We start from the raw sequence: 25739 nt of genomic DNA on the forward strand, positions 1-25739 counted from the left end.
ACAGCGCTCGCCGGTTCCGCAATTGAGCAGCATGCGGCCGGATCGGCGCGGTCACCCCCACGGCAACCAGGCCCGCACCTCGAACCCCCCGTCCGCCGCGGGCCCGTGCTCCAGCCGGCCGCCCGTCAGCGTGGCCCGTTCCGTCAGCCCGATCAGTCCCTGTCCGGAACCCGGCACGTGCGGGACGTCCCCCTCCGGCGCCGGATTGCGCACCGAGACGGACAGGCCCTCGCCCGGTGCGCCGGTCACCGTCACCGTGACCTCAGTGCCGGGTGCGTGCTTGCGGGCGTTGGTCAGGCCCTCCTGGGCGATGCGGTAGGCGGTGCGGCCGACGGAGGCGGGCACGGCGGCGGGGTCGGTGACGCGCTGGTCGAGGGTGACCTTCATGCCTGCCTCGCGGGACTCGGTGACCAGCGCTTCCAGCGCCGCGAGGGTCGGCTGCGGGCGGCCGGCGTCGTCGGGCTCGCCCGCCCGCAGGACGCCGATGATCTCCCGCAGGTCCTGGAGGGCCTCATGGGCGCTCTCCCTGATGACGCCCGCCGCCCGCGCGATCTCCTCGCGGGGTGCGTCGGGCCGGAACTCCAGCGCGCCCGCGTGCACGCTGAGCAGGGTGAGCCGGTGGGCGAGGACGTCGTGCATCTCCCGGGCGATGGCCTCGCGGGCGAGCCGCTGCGCCTGCTCGGCTCGCAGCCGTGCCTCCGTCTCGGCACGCCGGGCACGGTCGCGCAGGCTCAGCATGAGCTGCCGTTTGGACCGTACGAACATGCCCCAGCCGACCACCGCGCCGAGCAGAGGCACGGAGAAGGCGAGCGCGCCGAGGAAGGGCAGGCCGGGCTCGGGGCGCAGCCAGAAGTAGAGCGGGAGCAGCGCCAGATTGGCGCCCCCCACCCAGGCCACGTACCGGAAGGGGCGGTGCACGGCGAGGGTGAACAGGGCGATCAGGGCCACGCCGCCCGCGGTGTCGGACACCATGCTGATCGGGGTCATCGCCACGGCCAGCCCCAGCGGCCAGCGGCGCCGCAGCCAGACCGCGCCCAGCGAGAGCGCGCCGATCCACTGGTCGACGACGACCAGGGTGTGCGGGAGGTGGGGGTTGTCGGCGAGCGCGTCCGCGGCCAGCAGCCCCACCAGGACGGCCACCAGGAAGCAGCAGAAGTCGACCACCCAGTCGCGGGCTGTGCGCCGGGGCCGTCCGGAACGCTCGGCGTCGGGGTCGAGTTCCCGCAGCACGGCCGAGGGCAGCAGCCAGCGCCGCCCCTCGAACATCCGGGGCACGGCCTCCGGTTTGTCACCACTCACGGCCGACAAATCTACGCAGTGAAAGACCGCGTCACCTCGTCGCGCGCCTGATCGTCGACCAAAGTCGCACGACAGGAGACTTTCGGCGTGCGCCGCCTGCCCGGAACGTGTACTTCCGGCGGACATGGCTCGCCCCGCGGCCGATTGGCGTGGGGGGTCCGCGGGGCGAGAGTCGCAGGCATGAAACAGGTGCTGGAGATCCTCGGGTTCATCGCCCTGGTGCAGGGCATCGCCGGCCTGGTGCACGAGTTCACCGACTGGGACTGGGGTCTCGTGCAGCGGATCGGCTTCCTCGACGGCTACGAGATCTATGCGAGCGTCGCACTGCTCGTGCTGGCGTTCGCGTTGTTCGCCGCCGCCGAGAGCCGGAAGTCCGGTTGAGCGCGGACCGGACTTCCGGCGAGTCACGCCGTTCCTCGGAGCCGGTCGTGACCTTCCGGCTCAGCAGCCGTAGTTGATCAGGTCGAACGACTCGTAGTGGTCGGCCGTGTAGTAGTCCTCCTGGCTCTTCTCACCGGTGACGATCCGGCGAGCTCCGCGCGTGGGGGAGCCGGGCGTGATGACCGTGTACTCGTGGTAGTACCCGGACGGCTGGCTGGGCAGGATGCGTTCCCGGTTCGAGAAGACGGTGCCGTCCTGGTCGTAGGGGAACGGCCCGCCCTGCGCGATCAGGTCGAGCGTGTCGTGGGCCTGCGAGGGCAGGTTGCTGTAGCAGATACTGCCGACCGCGGCGGCCGCCGGGGTGGCGGTGACGGTACCGCCGACGAGGAGGGCGGAGAGGACGGCGGCTGCGGCGCCGATACGGCTGATTCGTGGGGGGAATCTCATGGCTTCATGATGACGCGCGTAGACAGTGGCATGTCAATGACAACACCGGAGATTTTCCCGGCAAGTCCGATGAGTTTTCGGGAAGTTAACGTGCGCCCCGGCGTCCTCACGCGATCTCCATCAGCGGCCGCGCGAGAACGCCGCGGACGGGTCGTCACGTGTTCTCGGGAAGCCCGAACGCGCTGTAGTCGGGGCGCCCCGCCAGGTCGTACGAGTGAATGGTCACGCCCCTGCTCGTGGTGCGACCTCCGGTGTGCGTGAACGCGGTGGGCACCGCGCCCTCCGTGAACAGGCGGTGACCCGAGCCCAGCACGACCGGGAAGGTCAGCAGATGGAGGGTGTCGACGAGGTCGAGGGCCAGCAGGGACCTGACCAGGGCGCCGCTGCCGTGGACCTGGAGCTCGCCGTCGGTGCGCTCCTTGAGGGCGGTGACCTCCTTGCCGAGGTCGCCGCTGATCACGCTGGTGCCGGCCCAGTCGGGGTCGGTCAGCGTCGAGGAGGCGACGTATTTCGGCAGCGCGTTGAGCTTGGAGGCGACCGGGTCGGCGGGATCGGTCATCTTCGGCCAGTAGGAGGCGAAGATGTCGTACGTACGGCGTCCGAGGAGGAAGGCGGCCGGGCGGGCGAAGACCTCGTTGATGAACTGGCCGAAGTCGTCGTCGGCGTAGGCGAAGACCCAGCCGCCCTGGTCGAAGCCGCCGCGGGTGTCCTCCTCCCGGCCGCCGGGTGCCTGGTAGACGCCGTCGAGCGTGAGGAAGAGGGTGGAAACGAGCTTGCCCATGAGGAGTGCCTCTTTTCCGGGGTGGGGTCTGCTGTCATCACCTCAGACCCCCTCGGCACCCGCAACTCATCGGTGGGCCGACTGCCGCCTCACCCCGCGTGCGTCGAGAACAGTCCGCCGGTCGGGCCCTGCTTGTCGCCGCCCTGGGCCTTCTTCAGGGCGTTGGCCAGGCTCTCGATGGTGAGGGACTGCAGGATGACCCTGCCGTTGCCCTCCAGGGTGGCCAGGGACAGGCCCTCGCCGCCGAAGACGGCGTTCATCAGGCCCTGACGGTTGAGGCCGCCGACGCGCTGGACGCCGTACTGGATGCCCTCCTCGAAGGCGACGACGCAGCCGGTGTCGACCTCGATACGGCCGCCGAAGTCGGCCGGGTTGAGGTCGATGAAGTTGCCGGCGCCGGCGATGATCACCGTGCCGTGTCCGGTGAACTTCTCCAGGACGAAACCCTCGCCGCCCTTCATGCCGGTGCGGCCGCCCTGGAAGGCGATGCCGAAGTCGACGGTGGACTCGGCGGCGACGAAGGCGTCCTTCTCGGCGAACCACGCGCGCGTGCCGTCCAGCTCCAGGGCCCGCATCTCACCGGGCAGTACGCCCGCGAAGCCGACGGTGCCCTCCCCGCCCTGGGAGGTGAAGTACTGGAACGCGATCGACTCGCCCGCGAGGACGCGCTGGCCGACCTGCATGGCAGTGCCCATGGCCTGGCGCAGCATGCCGCCCATGCCGCCACCACCGCCGCTGCCGTTGCCCTGAGGCCGGCCGCCGCCGTCGGACGGGCCGGTCAGGCGGGTCTCCATCGTCACGTTGGTGGTCTTGAAGAGGAACTTGCCCGCCTCGCAGTACACGGTCTGGCCGGGGCGGAGGCTGACGACCGCCATCTGCATGGCGTTGCCGACGATTTCTTGCTGAAGAGTCACGTGGGGGGAACGAGGGAACCGGAGCAAAGAGTTCCGACGAGTTCCGGCCCTCACCCTCCCTTGCCGGTCTTGGTTCGCCCGGTCTCCATGTCCGTTCGCCGCCAGCGCTTCGGCCCGGGCAGCGCTGGGATGGACCCATGACAACGACTTACGGAACCCTGTACGGCAAGGTGGCCCTGGTCACGGGCGGCAGTCGCGGCATCGGCGCGGCGACGGCTCTGCGGCTCGCGCGGGAGGGCGCGGATGTGGCCGTGAGCTATGTGAACGGCAAGGAGGCGGCCGACGAGGTCGTCCGGGCCGTCGAGTCGCTGGGGCGGCGGGCCGTGGCCCTGCGGGCGGACGCGGGTGACGCGGACGAGGCCGAGGGCGCGGTGGAGCGTGCTGCTGAGGTGCTCGGGGGTCTGGACGTGCTGGTGAACAACGCCGGTGTGGGCGTCCTGGGTCCGCTGGCGGGCCTGTCGCTCGCGGACGTGGACCGGGTGCTCGCCGTGAACGTCCGGGGCGTCTTCCTGGCGTCACGGGCGGCTGCCGCCCGCATGACCGCCGGGGGGCGGATCATCACGATCGGCACGTGTATGACCCAGCGTGTGCCGGGGCCCGGGGGCACGCTCTACGCCACCAGCAAGTCGGCACTGATCGGCCTGACGAAAGCCCTGGCGCGGGAGCTGGGGCCGCGCGGCATCACGGCGAACATCGTCCACCCGGGTCCCGTCGACACGGACCTGAACCCGGCGGACGGTCCGTATGCGGCCGGTCAGGCGGCGATGACCGCGCTGGGGCGCTTCGGGACGGCCGACGAGGTGGCCGCGATGGTGGCTTACCTGGCCGGGGCGGAGTACGTGACGGGGGCGGAGTTCGCGGTGGACGGGGGACATGCCGCGTAGGCCTCCGGCGGTTGAGCCGACTCACTGTGCGGGTGCGTGGGGGTGACCGTCGCTGGGGGCTGCCGCCCCCAGACCCCCGCTCCGGCCCTGAAGGGGCCTCGTCCTCAAACGCCGTACGGGCTGAATGCAACTGACCGGCGTCGAGAAGCGAAGCCCCTTGCGGGCGGGTGCTCGGTCGTTCAGCCGCCCAGTTCCTGGTGGCGCGCCGCCAGTCCCGCCGCCCCCTGCTCCGTCAGCGAGCCGTGCAGGCGGAGGCGGGAGATGCCGCCGTCGGGGAAGATGTCCACGCGCGCGTGCGTGCCGACGGCGGGCGTCGGCAGGAGGAAGCGGTGGTTGGTGTCGGGCTGGAGGCGGGTGCGCGGGAGGATCTCCGTCCACTCACCCTCCTCACCGTCCCGCACCGACACCGACGCCCAGCCCGCGCTGTTGCCCTTCAGGTACGCCGTGTCGATCTCGATCGCGCGGATCTGGGACTGGGCCACCAGCCGGTAGCGGATCCAGTCGTTGCCCTGGTCGCGGCGCCGACGCGTCTCCCAGCCGTCGTCCATCTTGCGGGAGCGGCCCGGCTGGATGGTGTTCGTGGCGGGCGAGTAGAAGAGGTTGGAGGCGTCCTCGACCTGGCCGCCGTTCTCCAGGGCGACCACGTCGAGGGTGCCCAGGACCGCCAGCCACTCGGGGTCGGGTGCGACCTCGCCGTAGACGCGCAGGCGGGCGATGCCGCCGTCGGGGTGCTGGTTGACGCGGAGGTGGGTGAAGCGCTGCTCGACCGCGATGGAGAAACCATTCGCCGCATGGCCGCCGACCGGCGTGCGCGGGACCAGCGTCGTCCACTTCACGTCGTCGGCGAGCAGTTCCCGGGGAGAGGGCGAGCCGGGTAGCGACGTGCCCTCGACCGACACCGCCTGCGGGTAGTTGCCGCGGAAGTGGGCCGTGTCGACGACGATCCCGCGGATCACGCCCGGCGCGCCGAGACGGACCAGCGCCCAGTCGTGGTCCTCGGCCGTGGGCCACGGGTGGTCGGCGGACGCGCCGCGGCGGCGCCTCGTCTCCCAGCCGTCCATGATCTTGCCCTTGTGCCCGAAGTGCTCGGGGTCGAACTCGGCCCGCTCGGGCACCAGCAGGTTCTCGCGCTGGGCGAAGAACTCGTCGTTGGCGGCGATGACACCGGCACCGAGCCGGCGGTCGGCGAGGTTGGCGTACTGGGTGAAGGGGAAGTCGGCGGTGCGGTAGTCCGCGTACGGGTCACCGCCTCCGTAGGGGTTCGCGTCGCCGGTGAAACTGGGTATCGCCGTCACGGTGATCAGGTCTGCCTTTCGGATCGGCCGCTGCGGGTGCGGGGGAGTCGGTCAGTGGGCGCGGGTGAGCAGTTGGCCCTTCGGTTCGGTGAACTCGCCGTCCGCGACGATGCGTTCGCCGCGCAGCCAGGTGGACTTCACCACGCCGTACAGGGTCTTGCCCGCGTACGCCGTCACACGGTTGCGGTGCTGGAGGGCCGCCGGGTCGACGGTGAACGTCTCGTCGGGCGCGAGGACGGCGAAGTCTGCGTCGCGGCCCGCCTCGATGGCGCCCTTGCGGTCGTCGAGGCCCACCAGCGCGGCCGTCCGCGCGGACATCCAGCGGACCACGTCCTCCAGGCCGTGCCCGCGCCTGCGGGCCTCGGTCCACACCGCCGCCAGGCTCAGCTGGAGGCCGGAGATGCCGCCCCAGGCCGTCGCGAAGTCGTCGGTCTTCAGGTCGGCCGTGGACGGGGAGTGGTCGGTGACCACACAGTCGATCGTGCCGTCGGCCAGCGCCTGCCAGAGCAGGTCCTGGTTGGCGGACTCGCGGATCGGCGGGCAGCACTTGAACTCGCTGGCGCCGTCGGGGACTTCCTCGGCGGTCAGGGTCAGGTAGTGCGGGCAGGTCTCGACGGTGATCCGTACGCCTTCCCGCTTGGCCTCGGCGATCAGCGGCAGCGCGTCGCTCGACGACAGGTGGAGGACGTGCACGCGCGCGTGGAGGCGCTTTGCCTGGGCGATCAGCTGGGCGATCGCCGTGTCCTCCGCGTCGCGCGGTCGCGAGGCCAGGAAGTCGGCGTACTTGGGGCCGCCCTGCTGCGGGGCGGCGTCGAGGTGGTGCGGGTCCTCGGCGTGCACGATCAGCAGGCCGCCGAAGGAGGCGATCTCGGCCAGGGACTGGGCCAGCCGGTCCTGGGACAGGTGCGGGAACTCGTCCACGCCGGACGGGGACAGGAAGGCCTTGAAGCCGAAGACGCCGGCCTCGTGCAGCGGGCGCAGGTCCTTGACGTTGTCGGGCAGGGCGCCGCCCCAGAAGCCGACGTCGATGTGCGCCTTGTCGGCGGCCACGTCCTGCTTGGTGCGGAGGTGGTCGACCGTGGTGGTCGGCGGGAGGGAGTTGAGCGGCATGTCGACGAGGGTGGTGATGCCGCCGGCCGCCGCCGCGCGCGTGGCGGTCCAGAAGCCCTCCCACTCGGTGCGGCCGGGGTCGTTGACGTGCACGTGCGTGTCGACCAGGCCGGGCAGCAGGACGTCGTCGCCGAGGTCCTCCAGCCGGGCGCCGGACGGGACTTCGGCGTCGTACGGGAGTACGGCCGTGATCTTGCCGGCGGAGACCGCGACCGACGCGGACCGCGTCCCTTCCGGAGTGATGACGCGCCTCGAGCGCAGCACCAGTTCAGCGTCGGACACCCGGACCCCTCTCTGCCGCCGTTTGCTTCCGCGTTTTACTTCCGCGTAACGGAATTCAACTTTCTGTTGAAGGAGTCTTCACTCCCGCTCTCGTGCCGTCAAGGGCACACTTCTCCACAGTGCACCCTGGGCGAACACTCTGGACGTTTCCACAAAGCGGAATTAGAATTCCAGCAAGCAGAACGTAGCTACGTACAAGCGGGGAGTCAACCGACTGACGGGTAGGCTTCTGCCCTCCCACCGGTCCCGAAAGGAACGTGCCGTGCCGACGTCCAGCGCCAGCACCACCGACTCCGCCAGGTCCAACGCCAGTGGTGGCGTTCAGTCCCTCGAGCGCGCCTTCGACCTGCTCGAGCGGATGGCGGACGCGGGCGGCGAGGTCGGCCTGAGCGAGCTGTCCGCGAGCAGCGGACTGCCGCTGCCCACCATCCACCGCCTCATGCGCACGCTCGTCGTGTGCGGCTATGTACGCCAGCAGCCCAACCGCCGCTACGCCCTCGGCCCGCGTCTGATCCGCCTCGGCGAGTCCGCCTCCCGGCTGCTGGGCACGTGGGCCCGGCCCTACCTGGCCCGGCTGGTCGAGGAGACCGGCGAGACGGCGAACATGGCCCTGCTCGACGGCGACGAGATCGTGTACGTCGCCCAGGTGCCGTCCAAGCACTCGATGCGCATGTTCACCGAGGTCGGCCGGCGCGTGCTGCCGCACTCCACGGGCGTCGGCAAGGCGCTGCTCGCGAACACCCCGGACGACGAGGTGCGCGCCCTGCTGTCCCGCACCGGGATGCCGGCCGCGACCGAGAAGACGATCACCACCCCGGACGGCTTCCTCGCCGCCCTCGCGGAGGTGCGGCGCAGCGGTTACGCGATCGACGACAACGAGCAGGAGGTCGGCGTCCGCTGCCTCGCGGTCTCCGTGCCCGACTCCCCCACCGCCGCCGCCATCTCGATCTCCGGCCCGGCCGGCCGCGTCACGGAGGCGGCGACGGAGAAGATCGTGCCGGTGCTGCAGCAGGTGGCCTCGGAACTGTCCGAGGCACTGGCGAGTTCGACCCCGACGGCGTAGTTCCCCCTGGCGCGCCTACCCTGAGGACAGGGGGCCGTCAGCGGAGCGAGGTGGCCACCATGCTGCAGGAGAACAAGCACTGGTCCTCGGGGAAGTGGCAGGTAAAGGAAGGGAGCGCCGACGAGTTCGTCGAGCGCTGGCGGGAATTCCTCACCTGGACCAAGGACGCGCACCAGGGGTTCCTCGGCGCCCGCCTGATCCGGGACCTCCGGAACCCGAACTCCTTCGTGTCCTTCGCCACCTGGCAGGACCTCGACTCGATGCGCGCCTGGCAGGGCGACCCCGAGTTCAAGGAGCACTTCGACGCCGCCTACGTCCTGTGCGACGACATGCAAAGCGGCGGGTACGAGGTCGTCGTCGACATCTGAGCGCGGGGCGCGATTCAGCGGCGCGGCGGCTCCCCGAACAGGTCCACCGCGTCGCGTACATCCGTAAGGCCGCGGGACAGCGCGCTGACGGACCCGATCGCCCCCGCGATCAACAGCAGCGACCTGCGCAGCCGCGGCATCTCCGGCACGCCGTCGATCGTCATCGCGGCCAGCGCGGCGAGTTCGTCCTCGGCGATCCCCCGGTCCGGGAACTCGGCCGGGTGCGCGGCGAGTTCGCGGCGCAGACGGGACACCGCCGTCCGCAGTTCCGCCACCCTCGGGTCCTCGTCGCTGCCCGTCACCAGCCTCTGTCCCAAGCTCCGCAACACAGCACTCCCCCTCGCACGCCGTTGTGCGCCAGCAGTCCCGCTTCCCCGTCGAGCACCCCTGACAACAGCCGGGCGCCGGGGACGCGGGTCAGTAAACCCACCCGGCGCGGGATGTGCCACCGTACGGACGGAAATTCAGCCCTGGGGGACCGGGCGCTCGCGCGGGCGTCAGGTATGCAGGACGCATGACTGAGAAAGAAGCACCGCCGGTCGCCGGTCTGCTCCTCGCCGCCGGCGGCGGACGGCGGCTCGGCGGACGGCCCAAGGCACTGCTCCGGCACCGCGGCCGCCCCCTCGTCGAGCACGCCGTCGGGGTGCTGCGCGCGGCCGGCTGCACCCGTGTGCACGTCGTGCTGGGCGCGCGGGCGGACGCCGTACGCGAGCAGGCCGCGCTCGGTGACTGCGTGCTGGTGGAGAACCCGGACTGGGCCGAGGGGATGGGCTCCTCCCTGCGTGCCGGGCTCGCGTCGCTCGCGGACACGGGGGCGCGGGCGGCGCTCGTCTCGCTCGTCGACCAGCCCGGCATCGGACCGGAGGCGGTGGCCCGGGTGCTCGCCGCGTACGAGGGCGAGCAGTCACTGGTCTCGGCCGCGTACGACGGGGTACGCGGGCATCCCGTGCTGTTCGGCGCCGCCCACTGGGCGGGCATCGCGGCGACCGCGACCGGCGACCGGGGGGCACGCACCTATCTGAAGGAGCGCGAGGAGGCGATCGGGCTCGTCGAGTGCGGGGACGTGGCCCGGCCGTACGACATCGACACGGCGGCCGATCTGGGCCACCTTGAGTGAGCGTGGTGGCACTGAGCGCCACCTTGCCTCGACTCAGAGAATCTCGATGTCAACAAACCATTGAACTTCCACCATGAGGAAACTAGTATCCACTGTTCAGAAGCGCCCGACCGCTCCGCGGGCGCTCCCCGCTGTATCCGGGAAGACTGGCACCCGGTGCCAACGCTCGTACGCAAGTCGCTTGTAGCTCGCTGAAGGAAGTGACGCTCATGTCCGCACCAGCGCCGTCCCCGCTGGCCATCGTCGACGCCGAGCCCCTGCCCCGGCAGGAGGAGGTCCTTAACGAGGCGGCCCTCGCCTTCGTGGCCGAGCTGCACCGCCGGTTCACGCCCCGGCGTGACGAACTCCTCGCCCGCCGTGCGGAGCGCCGCGCCGAGATCGCCCGCACCTCCACCCTCGACTTCCTCCCGGAGACCGCCGCGATCCGCGCGGACGACTCCTGGCGCGTGGCCCCCTGCCCGCCCGCGCTGCAGGACCGCCGGGTCGAGATCACCGGCCCCACCGACCGCAAGATGACCATCAACGCCCTCAACTCGGGTGCGAAGATCTGGCTCGCGGACTTCGAGGACGCCTCCGCTCCGACCTGGGAGAACGTCGTCCTCGGCCAGCTCAACCTGATCGACGCCTACACCCGGAACATCGACTTCACCGACCCGAGGTCCGGCAAGTCGTACGCCCTGCGCCCGAACGACGAGCTCGCGACCGTCGTCATGCGCCCGCGCGGCTGGCACCTGAACGAGCGTCACCTCCAGGTCGACGGGCAGCCGGTGCCCGGCGCCTTCGTCGACTTCGGCCTGTACTTCTTCCACAACGCCCAGCGCCTGCTCGACCTCGGCAAGGGCCCGTACTTCTACCTCCCGAAGACGGAGTCGCACCTGGAGGCCCGCCTCTGGAACGACGTGTTCGTCTTCGCGCAGGACTATGTGGGCATCCCGCAGGGCACCGTCCGCGCGACCGTCCTGATCGAGACGATCACGGCGGCGTACGAGATGGAGGAGATCCTCCACGAACTGCGCGACCACGCCTCCGGACTGAACGCCGGCCGCTGGGACTACCTGTTCTCCATCGTCAAGAACTTCCGTGACGGCGGCGCCAAGTTCGTCCTGCCGGACCGCAACGCGGTCACCATGACGGCCCCGTTCATGCGCGCGTACACCGAACTCCTCGTCCGCACCTGCCACAAGCGCGGTGCGCACGCGATCGGCGGCATGGCGGCGTTCATCCCGTCCCGCCGCGACGCCGAGGTCAACAAGGTCGCCTTCGAGAAGGTCCGCGCCGACAAGGACCGCGAGGCCGGCGACGGCTTCGACGGCTCCTGGGTCGCCCACCCCGACCTGGTCCCGATCGCCATGGAGTCCTTCGACAAGGTCCTCGGCGACAAGCCGAACCAGAAGGACCGGCTGCGCGAGGACGTCCGCGTCGAGGCGGCCGACCTGATCGCCGTCGACTCCCTGGACGCCAAGCCGACGTACCCGGGCCTGGTCAACGCCGTCCAGGTCGGCATCCGTTACATCGAGGCCTGGCTGCGCGGGCTGGGCGCGGTCGCCATCTTCAACCTCATGGAGGACGCGGCCACCGCCGAGATCTCCCGCTCGCAGATCTGGCAGTGGATCAACGCGGGCGTCGAGTTCGAGAACGGCGAGAAGGCCACCCCGGAGCTGGCCCGCAAGGTCGCCGCCGAGGAACTGGCGAACATCCGCGCCGAGATCGGCGAGGAGGCCTTCGCGGCCGGCCACTGGCAGCAGGCCCACGACCTGCTCCTGGAGGTCTCCCTCGACGAGGACTACGCGGACTTCCTGACGCTGCCGGCGTACGAGCAGCTCAAGGGCTGACGTCCTCCTGCGCGGACCTGTCCGAGTGGCCCAGGGACCTTCCCGGGGCCACTCGGTCGCGTACGGCCTGCTTCACGGCCGTCGGCTCCGGGAAGCCCTGTTCACGGCGGTCCCAGACCACCTCGCCGTCGACGCGGACGACGAAGACGCCGCCCTTGCCCGGCTTCAGGGCGAGTTCCGTCAGCTCGGTCTCGAAGGTCGTGAGCAGCTCCTGGGCCAGCCATGCCGCACGCGGCAGCCAGCGGCACTGGGTGCAGTACTCGATCTCGACACGGCCACTCATCCGAGGTGCACCGACCAATCCTGTTGGGCCGCGGGCTTGCCGTGCAGGTCGGGGACCTGCTTGAGCCATGCGGGGCGTCCTTGCTGGTTCCTCGCCGCGCGCTGGGCCTCCTCGGCGGCGAGTTCCTCCCGGGAGGGGAAGTCGGTGGGCAGCCAGGCCGAGGAGGCCTGTACGCGCGCGTGGAGGTAGGCGATGTAGGCCTCGCGGACCTCCCCGGGGCTCATGAAGCCCGGCTCGGCGCTCAGCCATGCGTCCGGGACCTGGGCGACGATCTCCCGCAGCAGTGCCTCGGTGACCTTCGGCGCCAGCTGCGCGTCGGCCGCGCGCACGTCGGGGGCACAGTGGCCGAGGGCGTGGTGACGGAAGTCGTAGACCTTGGCGGGGTCCGTGCCGTCCCAGCGGTGGTGGAAGACGAGCGCGGCGCCGTGGTCGATGAGCCACAGGCGCGGCGGAACGGTCCCCAGCGTGGGCCAGACCATCAGGTTGGAGCTGTGGACCGTACGGTCGACGTTCGCCGTCAGCGCGTCCAGCCAGACGATGCGGCCGGCCTCCAGCGGGTCCACGCGGAAGTGCCGGGCGACCTCGGGGGTGAAGTCCTTCGCGCCCGGCAGGTAGTCCATGCCGAGGTTGATCCCCGCGCTGGACGCGTGCAGTTCCCGGACCTCCTGGTGCGGCTCGCTGTCGGCGATCGCGGGATCGAAGTGGACCAGGACCAGCTCGGGGAAGCGCAGCCCCAGCGCACGGGCCAGTTCGCCGACGATGACCTCGGCGACGAGCGCCTTGCGGCCCTGCGCGGAGCCGGTGAACTTCACGACGTACGTGCCCAGGTCGTCGGCCTCGACGACTCCGGGCACGGAGCCGCCGGACCGCAGCGGGGTCACGTATCGAACAGCAGTCACGTCGCGCAGCACACCGGCCAGGGTAATTCAGATCATGTACGGGCCAGCGGGTTCGGCAGGGGCCGGTAGCGGGCGTCGGCGCCGTCGGCGTTCGTCCAGCGCAGGAGCAGGTTCGTCTTGCCGGGCAGGGTGGGTGCGGTGAGCAGGCCGGTGATCTCGGGGAGGTCGTGGCGGGCGAGTTCGCGGCGTACGGCGGGCCAGGGGTTCAGGGGCGGGTGGCGTTCGGCCAGGGCGCCGGCGACCTCCACGAGGTGGTTGACGACCAGGCAGTACACCAGCCGCTCCCAGGCCGCCGCCCGGGTCACGTCCGGCAGCAGCTTCACGCCCTCGGCATCCCGGAACAGGGCCTGTACCGGTGTGCCGTCGGCGTCGACGGCGACGAGCGTGTTCTGCAGATGCGCTTCGAGTACGACGCCGTGCTCGGCGAAGGCCGCGAGGGCGGGCGGTACGACCGCGCCGAGGTACGCCTCCCACCAGGCCGCCGGGTCCGCCGTACCGTCGAGCGGGCTGCCCTCGAAGCCCTCCACGAGGGCGGCGGCGAGCAGAGGGGTCGTGCCGGGCAGCAGCCGGCCGTGGAAGCCGTCGCGGACGAGGACGGCGAGTTCCTCGAAGGCGAAGCCGGCGGTGCGGTAGCCGCGGTCGCTCAGCCAGGCCGCCCGGCCGGTGACGAAGGCGGCCGTGGCCGCCGCGTCGGTGCGGCGCAGTTTCAGCAGGTCGTGGCGCCACAGCCGACGGATGTCGTTCGTGATCCGCACGTCGAGGCTGAACTTCAGGAACAGGTCGTGCTCGGGGACGTAGAGGGTGCGGATCGCGGCCGTCGGCCAGGCCTCGCAGTCGGTCGTGCCCAGCCGGATCAGCCGGCCGTCGGCGAAGGCCGGCGCCAGGTCGACCAGGTCGAGCTGCCAGGGGTGCGCGGGCAGCAGCCGGTAGCCGGGCGGGGCCTCGCCGAGGGCGTCCAGGGCGCGGCTGTCGCCCTCCTCGGCGACCGCGTCCTCGCGCAGGCCGAGCAGCGTCAGCGGGAAACGGGCGTGTGCTTCGGGGGCGTACGGCAGCCAGGCCGTGACCGGGCCGCCGCCGCGTGCCTTGGGGGCGGGGTGGTAGGGGTGGCCGGTGAGGAGGGACTGCTCGGAGCGCAGGTAGAGGTCGTCCGGAGGCACGGCACGCGCGCGTGCCGCGAGCAGCGCGGCCACCGCCTCCCGGCTGTCGAGCATCTCGGCGGGCAGCTCGTGGTTGGACGTCCCGGTGTGCCGGCGCAGCTCGTCGGCGACGAGTTTGACCAGTTCGGCGTGGTCGATGCGCTGCCAGGCGCCGGCCGCGCGCACCTCGGGCTCGGCGGGCCGCCGCTCGCCGCGCACGCGCAGCAGGCGGCCCGAGCCGGACAGCCGGTACACCAGCCGTTCGCCGGACCCCGGGTGCGGTTCGGCCACCTCGCGCAGCAGGCAGTTCAGCAGGGGTGTGACCGCGTGGGCGTCGGCGCGTGCCGCGACGTCGGCTGCGGGCGGGGGGTTGAGGTGCACGCGATCCACTCGTTCTCTACGGTCCGTATCTGCGGGGAGACGATCAGTATGTCTGTCGTCGGTGCCTGCCCCGACGCCCTACTCGTACCCGAGGAGCCCGCCCGTGCACCGTTCCCCCAGCGCCGAGGCCGAGGTCGCCGCCGAACTGGCCGAAGTGCGCCCCGATCTCGCGTCGCGGTACCAGGCCGAGCTCCCCGGGGCCCGGGCGGCCGTGCTGACCCGGCTGTGGCGCGCGCTCGCGCACGAGCCGCTGCCCTGGATCGACCGCCGTGAGCCGGGCCGGGAGGGCCTCACCCTGTACCTTGCCGACGGCCGCCGGCTGCACGGCCCGCACGCGGACCCGTACGCCACCGCCGCGTACGTCACCGCCGTCCGGCTCGACGAGACGGCGTACGACGATCCGGCCCGGCTGCTGACCGTCCTCTCCGTCCCGCACGGCACGCCCTTCGCGGCCGAACTCGGCCACAGTGTCGCCTCGTTGGCGCTGTCACGGGCCGGGCAGGAAGCTCAGCCGAAGGAGTGGCCCCGGCATGACTGGGAGTGGGAGCAGCGGGTGGTCGACGGGCATCCGTTCCATCCCAACTGCCGGTCCCGTCCGGGCTTCTCGGTCGCCGAGCAGCTGGCGTACGGGCCGGAGCACCGGCCGGTGGTCCGCCTGGGGACGGTGGCGGTGCGGGCGGGCGAGTGTCTGGTGACGGGCGCGTGGCCGGAGGGGATGCGGGACGGGGAGCGGCTGCTGATCCCGGTGCATCCGTGGCAGGCCGAGCATGTGCTCAAGCGTCCCTGCGACCCCTGTGACGGCGCGGTCGCCGCGCACCCCCTGATGTCCCTGCGCACGCTCGCCCTGCCCGGCGGACCGCACGTCAAGACCGCGCTGAGCGCCCGGCTGACGTCCTCCGTGCGGGACATCTCGGAGTACTCGATCGCCCTGTCCGCGACCCTGTCCGACTTCGCGGAGTCGCTCGCGGCGCGGACGGACGGGCTGCTGCACGTCACCCGCACCCTGGGGGCCGCCACAGCCCACTCGCCGGATCTGGCCGCCGTGGTGCGCGAGTCGCCGCAGGCGTACGCGGGGCCGGGCGAGCGGGTGATACCGGTGGCCGCGCTGGCCACCACCGTGCTGCCCGACTCCCCCGCCTGGCTGGCCGACTTCACGCGTCTCGCCCTCACCGTGGGGCTGCGGCTGCTGGAGCAGGGGGTGGCGCTGGAGGCGCACGGCCAGAACCTGCTCGTGGTGCTGTCCGCCGACGGCTCCCCGGTGCGTCTGGTCTACCGCGACCTCGCCGACATCCGCGTCGGTCCGGCCCGGCTGGCCCGGCACGGCATCCCGGTGCCGGAGCTGACCGGCCGTATCGTCACGGACGACGTGCCGGCCCTGCGCCGCAAGCTGTTCGGCTCGCTGGTGGCCGGGGCACTGGCGGGTACGGCCGGTTCGGGGGCGGCGTTGCGCGGGGCGCTGGAGGCGGTCGTACGGGAGCTGCCGGACACCGCGGATCTCGCCGCCCTGCGGGCGCGGCCGCTGCCCACGAAGGCGCTGACACTGATGCGGCTGTCGCCGGGGACACCAGGGGATCAGTGGGCCGAGTTGCCCAATCCGCTGGTCACCGAGGTCTTCTGACCTCGTTTCCGGCGTCGTTTCTGACGTCGTTTGAAGCGGAACACCTCTGATCAATAGGATCCGCCGATGATCAGAACACAACGGCTGGCGGCCGGGGTCTGCGCCCTGCTCGCCGCGCTCGCGGCCGGGATGGTCTTCCCGGCCGGGGCGGTCGCCGACGAGACCACCGCCACCGCTCCTAAAGTCGATCTCGTGATCGACGTCAGCGGCTCGATGCGGGCGAAGGACATCGACGGCCAGTCCCGGATGGCCGCGGCGAAGCAGGCCTTCAACGAGGTGCTGGACGCCACCCCCGAGGAGGTCCAGCTCGGTATCCGCACGCTGGGCGCCAACTACCCGGGCGACGACCGCAGGACGGGCTGCAAGGACACCGCGCAGCTCTACCCGGTCGGCCCGCTGGACCGCACCGAGGCCAAGACGGCGGTGGCGACCCTCACGCCCACCGGCTGGACGCCGATCGGCCCCGCGCTGCTGAAGGCGGCCGACGACCTCGACGGCGGCGAGGGCTCCAAGCGCATCGTGCTGATCAGCGACGGCGAGGACACCTGCGCCCCGCTCGACCCGTGCGAGGTGGCCCGGGAGATAGCCGCCAAGGGCATCGGGCTGACCATCGACACGCTCGGCCTGGTCCCGAACACCAAGCTGCGTCAGCAGCTGAGCTGCATCGCCGAGGCGACGGGCGGCACGTTCACCTCGGTCGAGCACACCGACGAACTCACCGACAAGGTGAACCAGTTGGTGGACCGCGCGGCCGACCCGGTGGTGACGCCGGTCGCGACGACGGGTGCGGAGCAGTGCGCGAAGGCACCGACCCTGAAGTCCGGCCTGTACAACGACCGCGAGGAGTTCGGGCAGCAGCGCTGGTACCGCGTGGACGTCGAGCCCGGCCAGGAGCTGCGCGCCTCGGTGAGCGTGTCGGCGGACCGGGCCGTGAACCCGTCGTACGGCGTGCTGCTGCGGGCGGTCACCGCCAACGGCCGGGAGATCGTGCGCGGTGAGGCTGCGGGCAACGGCCGTACGGATGTGGTGTCGACCGGTCTGCGCTATCCGAAGAAGGAGAGCGACGACGAGGACACCGCGACCGCCGAGGCCGTCTGTCTGCAGGTCACCCACTCCTTCTCGGCGGGCTCCGGCGTGAAGTCCACGCCCGGTCTGCCGCTGGAGCTGACCGTCGACGTCGTGGACGGTCCGTCGGCGTCGAGCGACGTGGCCTCCTTCGGTCTCGGGCGCGGCTGGTGGCTGCTGGGCGCGCTGATCCTCACCGGCTTCCTCGCCGGTCTCGTCTGGGGCTGGCTGTCACGCTGGCGGGTCGCGGTCTGGAGGACCAACTGATGCGGATCACACGTGTGCTGGGCGCCGCCCTGCTGACGCTGGGGCTGGCGGCGGGTCCGGCGGCCGCGGACTCCTCGCCGTCGCCGAGCGCGTCTGAGGACGGCGGCGCGCCGACCGAGGCGGGTACCTCCTTCCGTACGGCGGCCGAGATGGAGCAGGGGCAGACGGCCACGGCGAGCGCCTCCGCCGGTGACTACCTGTACTGGTCGTTCCCCGCGGACGCCGGACAGCGCCCGACCGTCAAGGCGACGGTGAAGCTGCCGGACACGCACGCCGCCCAGACCTGGCAGATCGACGTGTTCGACGGCCTGCGGCGCCGCCAGGCCTGCCAGTACGGGGCACAGACGCGCACCGCGGCGGCGGGAGCCGCCTCCGTGGAGCTGGCCTGCGTCCTGCGGACCGTCCGGGCCTGGACGGAACCGTGGGCGAACGACCCGCTGCCGGGGACGTACTACATCCGGCTGGCGGTCGTGGACCTGCCCACCTCCGACCTCGGCCTGCCGGTCGGCGCCGAGGTCCGGGCCGACTCCGAGGACATCGGCGGGGCGGCGGCGGTGGACGGGTCGCTGGCCGAGCCGCTGGTGCCGGGCGTTTCCATGGAGGCGCAGGGGGACGAGGACGATTCGTCCGCGTCGGCCGTGCTCTCCAGCATCGACCCCGAGGACGGCTGGTCGTCCGGCTGGTGGTCCGACCGCTGGGTGTGGACGGCGATCGGCGGCGTGCTGGCCGCGCTCGCGGGTGTCGGCGGGTATGCGCTGACGCGCGGCTCGGGGCGGCCTTCGCGGGTACCGCCAGGGACCTGACGCCCGGACACAGGGGGTCCGCTGTCTCCTCGACGGCGGACCCCTTCGCCTCGCCCGCGTCGGCCGTGCTCTCCAGCATCGACCCCGAGGACGGCTGGTCGTCCGGCTGGTGGTCCGACCGCTGGGTGTGGACGGCGCTCGGCGGCGCACTGGCCGCGCTCGCGGGTGTCGGCGGGTATGCGCTGACGCGCGGCTCGGGGCGGCCTTCGCGGGTACCGCCAGGGACCTGACGCCCGGACACAAGGGGTCCGCTGTCTCCTCGACAGCGGGCCCTTTCGTCATCCCTCCCGCAGCATCTTGGCGAGGGTTCCGTCACCGGTGACCTCGATACGGCCGTCCCGCACGCCGTCGGCCACCCTCAACTCCCCTCGCGCGACCGCCTCGCACGTCACGGAGTCCAGCGCCAACCGCGCATCCGGCTCCCGGGGAGCGGGCCCGTCGCCGTAGACCGGCCCGTCCTCGGCGCCGACGTACAGATGGAAGTACCCCTCCTCCAGCCGGACTTCGACCAGCCCCTCCCCCGCCCCTTCTTTCCGCAGAAACCGCAGCAGAGGCAGCGCGAACCAGTGCGCGCGCACGGCGTCGGTGGGCCGCCGCTCGCCGAGCTCGGCCTGCCCCCACTCGCCCAGCGCCTGGAGCACCGGCAGCAACTCCCGTCCGCGCGGGGTGAGTTCGTACACGTACGCCGCTCCGGGCGGCGGCAGCCGGCGCCGCGTGCTGATCCCGTCCCGTTCCATGTCCTTCAGCCGTGAGGCGAGTACGTCCGTGCTGACGCCCGGCAGATCGGCGTGCAGGTCGGTGTAGCGCCGCGGTCCGGCCAGCAGCTCCCGGACGATCAGCAGGGTCCAGCGGTCGCCGACGAGGTCGAGCGCACGGGCGGCGGAACAGTACTGGTCGTAGCTTCGGCGAGGTGGCATGCGACGCAGTCTAGACATGTTGTTGGACTTTCCAAGCTCGAACTTGGTAAAACCAAGCAACACACGAAACCGGAGAGGCGAGCGCGCATGGAGTTCCGGCAGTCGAACAAGCTCAGCGAGGTCTGCTACGAGATCCGCGGCCCGGTGATCGAGCACGCCGACGCGCTGGAGAAGGCGGGCCACAGCGTGCTGCGCCTGAACACGGGCAACCCCGCGGTCTTCGGCTTCGAGGCGCCGGAGGAGATCCTCCAGGACATGATCCGGATGCTGCCCCAGGCGCACGGCTACACCGACTCGCGCGGCATCCTCTCCGCCCGCCGTGCGGTGGCCCAGCGGTACCAGAACCTGGGCCTGGAGGTCGGCGTCGACGACGTCTTCCTCGGCAACGGCGTGTCCGAGCTGGTCTCCATGGCCGTACAGGCACTGGTCGAGGACGGCGACGAAATCCTCATCCCCGCCCCGGACTTCCCCCTGTGGACTGCGGTGACGACCCTCGCCGGCGGCAAGGCGGTCCACTACCTCTGCGACGAGCAGGCCGACTGGTACCCGGACCTGGACGACATGGCGTCGAAGATCACGGACCGCACCAAGGCCGTGGTCATCATCAACCCGAACAACCCCACCGGCGCGGTCTACCCCAAGGAGATCGTCGAGGGCATCCTCGACCTCGCCCGCCGCCACGGCCTGATGGTCTTCGCCGACGAGATCTACGACCAGATCCTGTACGACGACGCCGTGCACCACTCGGCCGCGGCCCTCGCCCCCGATCTGGTCGTCCTCACCTTCTGCGGCCTGTCGAAGACGTACCGGGTGGCGGGCTTCCGCTCCGGCTGGCTGGTGGTCACCGGCCCGCGGCAGCACGCCAAGGACTACCTGGAGGGCCTGACCATGCTGGCCTCCATGCGCCTGTGCGCCAACGCGCCCGCCCAGTACGCCATCCAGGCCGCGCTCGGCGGCCGCCAGTCGATCCGGGAGCTCACCGCCCCCGGCGGGCGGCTGCGCGACCAGCGGGACATCGCCTGGAAGAAGCTCAACGAGATCCCCGGCGTGTCGTGCGTGAAGCCGAAGGGCGCGCTGTACGCGTTCCCGCGCCTCGACCCCAAGGTGCACAAGATCCACGACGACGAGAAGTTCGTCCTGGACCTGCTGCTGAGGGAGAAGATCCAGGTGGTCCAGGGCACGGGCTTCAACTGGCCGACACCCGACCACTTCCGGATCCTGACGCTGCCGTACGCGGAGGACCTGGAGGCGGCCATCGGGCGGATCGGGCGGTTCCTGAGCGGGTATCGGCAGTAGTCGCCGGCTTGTGGATGTTCGCGGATTCGTGGTCGCGGAGAGTGGGGATGCCATAGGGTGCGGCCACTGATCGCTGGGATCGGGGGATGGGGGAACCCCAGGTGTTGTTGTCTCGCCGAAGCGCATCCCACGTGCCAACGTCCTTACGCGGCCGTGTAGCGCTGCTGCTCCTGCTGGTCCTCGTCGCCGGCAGCGAGTGGGTGCAGCGGCCGCTGTGGGAGCTCTACATCGACAAGTTCTACGTCGAGGAGCTCGGCAACGAGACCGTGCGCACGCTCGCCCAGGGGGTGTTCGTCCCCGCCTGGGCGTACTCCCCCGACTACTGGGACAGCATGACCTTTCTGGTCATCGCCGACGTCGGTGTCGTCTTCCTGTTCGCGGGGCTGTTCTTCCTCTCGTCGCGGCTCCTGGCCCGCAGCAGCGGCCTGCTCCGCTGCCTCGCCGTCGGAGTGCTCGCGGCCGAGATCGAGGCGCTCCTGCGGATGGGCATGCTCGAGGCCTTCGTCCCGGACGAGGACCTGGCACCGCCCGGCACCCTGCTGAAGAACCTGACGCTCTCGTCCCTCACCTTCGGCCTGGCGGTCGGCCTGCTGCTCGCGCTGCTGACCGTCGGGCTGCCCGGGACACCTGCCAGGAGATCCGTCGGCGCCGTGAAGGCGTCGCTCCGCCGGAGGAAAGAAGGAGGGCTCGGCATGACGACCCCACAGGTACGCATGCCGGTAGGGAGCGCCCCGGGTGACGTCACCCGGTATCTGTGCGCCGCCGCCTACGTGGACGAACGCTTCGCCGACCGGGTGGTGGAGGAAGTCCTGGCCGACGAGGCCAGTGCCGTGGCCCCCTCACCCGATGTCGACCTGGCGACGGTGGTACGCCACTGCCTGGCAGCACAGGACACCCGTTACCACCGCGATCTGCGGCTTGCGGGGGCGTTCGCCGTCGTGGCACTGCTCGCGCCGCTGTGGCTGGTGTACGTCATGGTGCTGCTGTCGACCACCCGACGCGCCCGTTCCAAGCCGAGCCTGGCCACCCGCGGCCACCACGAGCCGAGCAGCAGGATGCTGGTGGGCAGCGCCGTCACGGCCGCCGTCATGGTGCTGCTCGCCTTCTACTTCGGCTTCCTCTTCTCGTTGCTGCCCGTGCCCGGCTTCGTCGGCTGGCTGCTCGGCGCCTACCTGGGCGGCGTACCCGCCGTCCTCGCCTCGCTCGGCGCGGCCGCGTTCGCCTATGTGACGGTCGTGCGGCACGACCTCGACACCGACCGGCTGCTGCGCACCACCCTGACCCGCGAGGCGTTCGCCCGGCAGCCCCGGCCCTCGGTACCCCGGCGCAAGTGGATGGCCGAGCGGCTCACGGCCATCAGGGAGGCGCAGGCCGGCAACGTCACCGTCTACAGCGGATACACCCCGTTCATCGGCTACTCGGAGACCAGCTCCAAGTGGTCGATCGCCGTGCCGCTGCTGCCCGCCGAGAACCCCGTCGGCGTGCACCCGCGCTCCGCCGAGCCGGAGGCCTTCACCGTCGCCGAACTCGTCGACCACGTCCGCGCACGGCTGCGCGCGGTCGCCGAGCGCAGCGGCACCGACCCGACGGCGGAGTCCGGCGAAGAGTTTCTGAGCTCCCTCGTCCTCGAGGACCGGATCTTCGCGAGCGGCACGACCATCGGTGACGACGACCGGTTCGTCAAGGCCCGCAGCATCGCCCCGGTCGCACGGCTGTCGCCCGAAGAGGTCGAGCGGATCATGCTGCATCCCACCGGTGCCGTCCGCCACTATCTGGCGCTGCACGTGCCGATGTGGGGCGGTGACGTGGTGCCGAGCGTGTTCCTGCACTTCTCGACCGCGGGCAGGACCCTGCACCTGCACTGCGACAACCACGTGCTCGGCCCGGTGGCCGCGGACTACCACGTCGTGGACCGCCTGCGCGGCCCGCTCGGCCCCGATGCCAGACGCGGGCTGCTGCTGACCGCCCTGACCCGCACCGGCGGGGCCTTCGTCGCCGCTCCGCTGCGAGCCCTGCGCCACGCCCGCTTCGAGACACGGCACAACCGGCGCATGGTGGACGAGCTGACGGCCATGGAGCAGGACCCGGTCTTCGACTACGGCGCCCGGGTGAGTATCCGGGAGATGGCGCTGAGCCCCAACTACCACAACTACTTCCAGGTCGTGGACGCCTTGCGGATCACAGCCCTGGTGGAACGCCACACCCTCGCCGCGATCCGCGAGTTCCTCGACGCGAGGGGCTACGACATCAACGACTTCCGCAACCAGCAGCAGACCATCCTCAACCAGGGCCTCATCCAGCAGGGCGGGATGAGCATCATCGGCAACCAGGCGATCGGCACGGGCGCGACCGCCACGCAGAACGTCCCGCAGCAGCCCGGCCCGGCCGCGATGAGCGCCGCCGGCGGTTCCGACAAGTAGGGGGCCCTCCTCATGCGCGACGACGACGCACGACCCGACCCTCCCGTCAACGAGGGGGTCATGATCAGCGGCGGCACCCACTACGTCGGCAACCAGGCCGTGGGGCGTGGCGCCCAGGCGTTCTCCGGCTCGGTCTCCTTCCAGCAGCAGGACAGCGAACGAACGGCCGAACTCCTCACGCGTGTCGAGCGGTTGCTGGAGGAGTACCGCACGGAACTCGCCGATCCCGACGGCACCACCCGGGAACTGCGCCGCCTGCGCGAGGAACTGGCCGAGCCGCAACCGGAGCCCGGCGTCCTGCGGCGCGCTCTGGACCGCCTCAACGAGTTCGTCCAGCCCGTGGCCCCGCTCGTCGTCGCGGTCGGACAACTCGCGCAGTCGGTCCAGGGCCTCCCGGGGGTCTGACGCCGCCCAGGGAGCAGCCGGCCCGCAGGACAGCCATGAACAGCCGTCCGGCCCAGTCCGCCCTGCGGGCCCCGGGCACCGTGTGGGACGGTGCCGGGAGGCGAGCGGGAAGGGCGCGCACGTGGGTGATCTCCTTCTGGTCCGGCACGGGGAGACCGAGTGGTCGCGGTCCGGGCGGCACACCGGATGGACGGACGTTCCGCTGACCGAGCGCGGGCGGGAGGAGGCGCGGCGGCTGGCGCCGCTGATCCGGTCGCATCGGATCGGTGCCGCGTTCGTCAGCCCGTCGCAGCGGGCACGGGAGACCGCCGGGCTCATCGGGCTGCACGGCGCACGGGTCGACGCGGATCTGCGCGAGTGGGACTACGGCGGCTACGAGGGCGTCACCACCGTCGAGATCCAGCGCGAGCGGCCGGGATGGTTCCTGTTCACGGACGGGGTCGCGCCCGGGCCGCCCGACCACCCCGGGGAGAGCGCGGAACAGGTCGGGGAGCGCGCCGACCGGATACTGGGGAAGGTGGACGCGGCGCTCGACCGCACGGAGGGGTGCGCGGTGCTCGTGGCGCACGGGCACTTCCTGCGGGTGCTCACGGCCCGGCGGCTCGGGCTGCCGGCGGCGGACGGAGCGCTGTTCCAGCTGGCGACGGGGGCGGTGGGCCGGCTGGGCACGGAGCACGGGCGGCCGGTGATCGCGGGGTGGAATGTCAGACCCGGGTCGTAGCCTTTCCGGCAGATGGACCCACGCCTCCTGGGAGGTGGGGCCGGTTTCCCGCGTCCGGGAAGGAGCACGCCGTGACAAGACCACCGACCGCGGCCCAGCGGCGTGTCATCGACGCCGCCGATCCCGTCACCGGGCGGCTCAGGGGTACGGAGGCGCAGCTCGCGGCGCTGGTGAAGCGGGGGTTGGCCTTCCGGCATCCGCGGCCGCCGCACGATCACTTTCTGACGCCGGCCGGGCACCGGATACGGGAGGCCGAGCCGGCGGCACCTCCGGAGCCCGTGAGCTCCGCGGGCGGCGGTGTGTTCGCCGCGCGGATCGGCGGCGAGGAGGAGACGCCGAGGACGGGGCCGGCCCGGGTCCGCGAGGTGCACAGCGCCTGGCAGGGTCTGCTGGAGCTGCGCCGGATGACCAACCCGGACGGCGCGACGGACCGGCCGTGCGCCTGGGAGCGTACGCATCTGGTGCAGGCGGCCGCGCTCGCCCTGGAAGCGGCCGGACACCGGCCGGCCGGGCCGGAGGCGGAGGCGGACGGGTACCGGGTGCGGGCGACACCACAGCCTGAGGCGGTCGCCGTGCACGAGCCCCGCACCGATGCGCTGCATGCCTGCGCGGTGACCTTGGAGAAGGCCGGCTGGCAGGTCGGCGAGCACACCGAGCCTCGAACAAGAGCGCGGTATCTCCTGGCGTCACCGCGACGTATGTAGTGGCCACATGTCAGGATCGGAACAACCAAGAAGCGTGGCACGCGAAGGGGAAGTCGTGACCGAGCCGTTTTCCGTTCCGGTGACCGTCCGTGGATACGAGACGGATGTGCAGGGGCACCTCAACCAGGCCGTGTACCTCAACTACGCGGAGCACGCCCGCTGGTCCCTGCTCCAGGCCGCCGGTATCAGCCAGGCCGCCCTGATCAGCACAGGCGTGGGCCCGGTGGCGCTGGAGACGACGATCCGCTACAAGCGGGAGCTGCTCGCGGGCGACGAGGTGGAGGTGACGTGCGCCTTCGACTGGGGCAGCGGGAAGACGTTCCGCATCGAGCAGACGATCCGCAAGACGGACGGCACGGTGGCGGCCGAGGTCACGGGAGTCGGCGGCCTGCTGAACCTCAAGGAGCGCAAGCTGGTCGCCAATCCACAGGAGTACTTCAAGGAACTCGCCTCTGAGCCTTCCCTGTTCGGCTTGTAGAGCGACAGGACCGAGCACAACCATTCGCATGTTCCACGGGTCACACCATGCAGGAGCAACCACCCGCAATGGTTACCTGGGGGAAATATGCGATACGCACGCTCTGTCCTGTCCGCCGCCGCATTAGCGGCCCTGACGGTGGGGAGCACGGCCGCCCTGACGGCACCCGCCTCCGCCGCGCCCAACACCACACCGCAGAAGGTCTGCGGCAGCGCCTACAAGACCGTGAACTCGGCGGCCATCGGCTCGCTGGGCACCGTCTACCTGACGTACAACGCCTCCAACGGCAAGAACTGCGTGGCGACCATCCGCAACAACCCGGGGACCGCACTGGAGATGTCCGCGTGGGTCTTCGTCCCCGACACCGAGCAGGGGGACGACGACTGGGGGGTCTACACGTCGTACGCCGGACCGACCTACGTCTACGGCAAGGCCCACTGCGTCGACTGGGGCGGTCACATCAGCAACGTGTACGTGCAGGTGACGGGCTCCAACTGCGGCGCCCTGAAGGAGCAGCGGGTCACCTTCACCCGCTGATCCGGGCTCAGTAGGAGGGCGCGCCCTGGCAGGACT

General features: G+C 71.4%; 28 protein-coding genes. 17 read left to right on the top strand and 11 right to left on the bottom strand.

Annotated elements, in window-relative coordinates; genetic code table 11:
• Positions 1–51 precede the first annotated feature (51 nt).
• A complete protein-coding gene (locus ACIBU0_RS25695) occupies positions 52–1266 on the bottom strand; it encodes a sensor histidine kinase (protein WP_398822791.1) in 1215 nt (404 codons plus the stop codon).
• A 213-nt stretch (positions 1267–1479) separates the two neighbouring features.
• On the opposite strand from ACIBU0_RS25695, the gene ACIBU0_RS25700 reads away from it, so the two are divergent.
• Complete coding sequence (locus ACIBU0_RS25700) at positions 1480–1680, top strand: hypothetical protein (RefSeq protein ID WP_398822321.1); 201 nt, start codon at positions 1480–1482, stop codon at positions 1678–1680.
• A gap of 60 nt (positions 1681–1740) precedes the next feature.
• Here the strand turns inward: ACIBU0_RS25700 and ACIBU0_RS25705 are convergent, their stop codons facing one another.
• From ACIBU0_RS25705 to ACIBU0_RS25715, 3 genes are all read right to left on the bottom strand, one after another.
• Complete coding sequence (locus ACIBU0_RS25705) at positions 1741–2127, bottom strand: ribonuclease domain-containing protein (protein WP_398822324.1); 387 nt, start codon at positions 2125–2127, stop codon at positions 1741–1743.
• Positions 2128–2281: 154 nt separating this feature from the next.
• Positions 2282–2908, bottom strand: a complete 627-nt coding sequence (locus ACIBU0_RS25710) for a dihydrofolate reductase family protein (protein WP_398822327.1) — start codon at positions 2906–2908, stop codon at positions 2282–2284.
• A gap of 89 nt (positions 2909–2997) precedes the next feature.
• Positions 2998–3822, bottom strand: coding sequence for an AIM24 family protein (locus ACIBU0_RS25715; RefSeq protein ID WP_398822330.1), 825 nt, complete (start codon positions 3820–3822; stop codon positions 2998–3000).
• A gap of 137 nt (positions 3823–3959) precedes the next feature.
• Between ACIBU0_RS25715 and ACIBU0_RS25720 the strand changes: the two genes are divergently transcribed.
• Entirely contained in the window at positions 3960–4706 is a 747-nt protein-coding gene (locus ACIBU0_RS25720; RefSeq protein ID WP_398822333.1) for an SDR family oxidoreductase, read from the top strand.
• A gap of 179 nt (positions 4707–4885) precedes the next feature.
• Here ACIBU0_RS25720 and alc read toward each other — a convergent pair whose 3' ends face one another.
• A complete protein-coding gene (gene alc / locus ACIBU0_RS25725; RefSeq protein WP_398822336.1) occupies positions 4886–6001 on the bottom strand; it encodes an allantoicase in 1116 nt (371 codons plus the stop codon).
• A 51-nt stretch (positions 6002–6052) separates the two neighbouring features.
• On the bottom strand, positions 6053–7393 hold the full coding sequence (gene allB / locus ACIBU0_RS25730; protein WP_398822339.1) for an allantoinase AllB: 1341 nt from the start codon (positions 7391–7393) through the stop codon (positions 6053–6055).
• A 262-nt stretch (positions 7394–7655) separates the two neighbouring features.
• Between allB and ACIBU0_RS25735 the strand changes: the two genes are divergently transcribed.
• Both ACIBU0_RS25735 and ACIBU0_RS25740 read left to right on the top strand, forming a co-directional pair.
• Positions 7656–8456 carry an IclR family transcriptional regulator gene (locus ACIBU0_RS25735; protein ID WP_398822342.1) on the top strand — a complete coding sequence of 267 codons (801 nt, stop codon included), beginning with the start codon at positions 7656–7658 and terminating at the stop codon, positions 8454–8456.
• A 59-nt stretch (positions 8457–8515) separates the two neighbouring features.
• Positions 8516–8824 (top strand): antibiotic biosynthesis monooxygenase family protein, encoded by a 309-nt coding sequence (locus ACIBU0_RS25740; protein ID WP_398822344.1) that lies wholly within the window; start codon positions 8516–8518, stop codon positions 8822–8824.
• A gap of 14 nt (positions 8825–8838) precedes the next feature.
• Here ACIBU0_RS25740 and ACIBU0_RS25745 read toward each other — a convergent pair whose 3' ends face one another.
• Positions 8839–9126, bottom strand: a complete 288-nt coding sequence (locus ACIBU0_RS25745; RefSeq protein WP_398822347.1) for a DUF5955 family protein — start codon at positions 9124–9126, stop codon at positions 8839–8841.
• A 212-nt stretch (positions 9127–9338) separates the two neighbouring features.
• Here ACIBU0_RS25745 and ACIBU0_RS25750 point away from each other — a divergent pair, with 212 nt between their 5' ends.
• Complete coding sequence (locus ACIBU0_RS25750; protein ID WP_398822350.1) at positions 9339–9941, top strand: NTP transferase domain-containing protein; 603 nt, start codon at positions 9339–9341, stop codon at positions 9939–9941.
• A gap of 209 nt (positions 9942–10150) precedes the next feature.
• Entirely contained in the window at positions 10151–11773 is a 1623-nt protein-coding gene (aceB, locus tag ACIBU0_RS25755; RefSeq protein ID WP_398822353.1) for a malate synthase A, read from the top strand.
• Here the strand turns inward: aceB and ACIBU0_RS25760 are convergent.
• From ACIBU0_RS25760 to ACIBU0_RS25770, 3 genes are read right to left on the bottom strand one after another with little or no spacing between them, the layout of a single operon-like run.
• Positions 11763–12056 (bottom strand): SelT/SelW/SelH family protein, encoded by a 294-nt coding sequence (locus ACIBU0_RS25760; protein ID WP_398822356.1) that lies wholly within the window; start codon positions 12054–12056, stop codon positions 11763–11765. The two genes, aceB and ACIBU0_RS25760, sit on opposite strands and share 11 nt — an antisense overlap.
• Complete coding sequence (locus ACIBU0_RS25765) at positions 12053–12967, bottom strand: HipA family kinase (RefSeq protein ID WP_398822359.1); 915 nt, start codon at positions 12965–12967, stop codon at positions 12053–12055. Before ACIBU0_RS25765 ends, ACIBU0_RS25760 begins: the two co-directional genes overlap by 4 nt.
• A gap of 20 nt (positions 12968–12987) precedes the next feature.
• The gene (locus ACIBU0_RS25770; RefSeq protein ID WP_398822362.1) at positions 12988–14481 is read right to left on the bottom strand and encodes an IucA/IucC family protein; all 1494 of its coding nucleotides are present in this window, start codon (positions 14479–14481) and stop codon (positions 12988–12990) included.
• A gap of 94 nt (positions 14482–14575) precedes the next feature.
• On the opposite strand from ACIBU0_RS25770, the gene ACIBU0_RS25775 reads away from it, so the two are divergent.
• From ACIBU0_RS25775 to ACIBU0_RS25790, 4 genes are all read left to right on the top strand, one after another.
• Complete coding sequence (locus ACIBU0_RS25775) at positions 14576–16090, top strand: IucA/IucC family protein (protein ID WP_398822365.1); 1515 nt, start codon at positions 14576–14578, stop codon at positions 16088–16090.
• 66 nt (positions 16091–16156) lie between these two features.
• Positions 16157–17422: a VWA domain-containing protein gene (locus ACIBU0_RS25780; protein WP_398822368.1), complete on the top strand. Its 1266-nt coding sequence runs from the start codon at positions 16157–16159 to the stop codon at positions 17420–17422.
• Positions 17422–18225 carry a hypothetical protein gene (locus ACIBU0_RS25785; RefSeq protein ID WP_398822371.1) on the top strand — a complete coding sequence of 268 codons (804 nt, stop codon included), beginning with the start codon at positions 17422–17424 and terminating at the stop codon, positions 18223–18225. Before ACIBU0_RS25780 ends, ACIBU0_RS25785 begins: the two co-directional genes overlap by 1 nt.
• Before the next feature lie 65 nt (positions 18226–18290).
• Complete coding sequence (locus tag ACIBU0_RS25790; RefSeq protein ID WP_398822812.1) at positions 18291–18455, top strand: hypothetical protein; 165 nt, start codon at positions 18291–18293, stop codon at positions 18453–18455.
• A gap of 48 nt (positions 18456–18503) precedes the next feature.
• Here ACIBU0_RS25790 and ACIBU0_RS25795 read toward each other — a convergent pair whose 3' ends face one another.
• Positions 18504–19142 carry a winged helix-turn-helix transcriptional regulator gene (locus tag ACIBU0_RS25795; protein WP_398822374.1) on the bottom strand — a complete coding sequence of 213 codons (639 nt, stop codon included), beginning with the start codon at positions 19140–19142 and terminating at the stop codon, positions 18504–18506.
• Positions 19143–19229: 87 nt separating this feature from the next.
• Between ACIBU0_RS25795 and ACIBU0_RS25800 the strand changes: the two genes are divergently transcribed.
• The 7 genes from ACIBU0_RS25800 to ACIBU0_RS25830 all read left to right on the top strand — a co-directional run bounded on the left by ACIBU0_RS25800 (position 19230) and on the right by ACIBU0_RS25830 (position 25703).
• Positions 19230–20438 (top strand): pyridoxal phosphate-dependent aminotransferase, encoded by a 1209-nt coding sequence (locus ACIBU0_RS25800; protein WP_398822377.1) that lies wholly within the window; start codon positions 19230–19232, stop codon positions 20436–20438.
• 131 nt (positions 20439–20569) lie between these two features.
• Positions 20570–22858 (top strand): hypothetical protein, encoded by a 2289-nt coding sequence (locus ACIBU0_RS25805; RefSeq protein ID WP_398822380.1) that lies wholly within the window; start codon positions 20570–20572, stop codon positions 22856–22858.
• Between the two features lie 12 nt (positions 22859–22870).
• Positions 22871–23263 carry a DUF5955 family protein gene (locus tag ACIBU0_RS25810; protein WP_398822383.1) on the top strand — a complete coding sequence of 131 codons (393 nt, stop codon included), beginning with the start codon at positions 22871–22873 and terminating at the stop codon, positions 23261–23263.
• A gap of 121 nt (positions 23264–23384) precedes the next feature.
• A complete protein-coding gene (locus ACIBU0_RS25815; RefSeq protein WP_398822386.1) occupies positions 23385–23984 on the top strand; it encodes a histidine phosphatase family protein in 600 nt (199 codons plus the stop codon).
• 71 nt (positions 23985–24055) lie between these two features.
• The gene (locus ACIBU0_RS25820; RefSeq protein WP_398822389.1) at positions 24056–24688 is read left to right on the top strand and encodes a hypothetical protein; all 633 of its coding nucleotides are present in this window, start codon (positions 24056–24058) and stop codon (positions 24686–24688) included.
• 55 nt (positions 24689–24743) lie between these two features.
• A complete protein-coding gene (locus ACIBU0_RS25825) occupies positions 24744–25166 on the top strand; it encodes an acyl-CoA thioesterase (protein ID WP_398822392.1) in 423 nt (140 codons plus the stop codon).
• A gap of 87 nt (positions 25167–25253) precedes the next feature.
• Positions 25254–25703 (top strand): spore-associated protein, encoded by a 450-nt coding sequence (locus ACIBU0_RS25830; RefSeq protein WP_398822394.1) that lies wholly within the window; start codon positions 25254–25256, stop codon positions 25701–25703.
• The last annotated feature ends 36 nt before the right edge of the window (positions 25704–25739 follow it).

This window comes from Streptomyces sp. NPDC049627 (genome assembly GCF_044465645.1).
GTDB lineage: Bacteria > Actinomycetota > Actinomycetes > Streptomycetales > Streptomycetaceae > Streptomyces.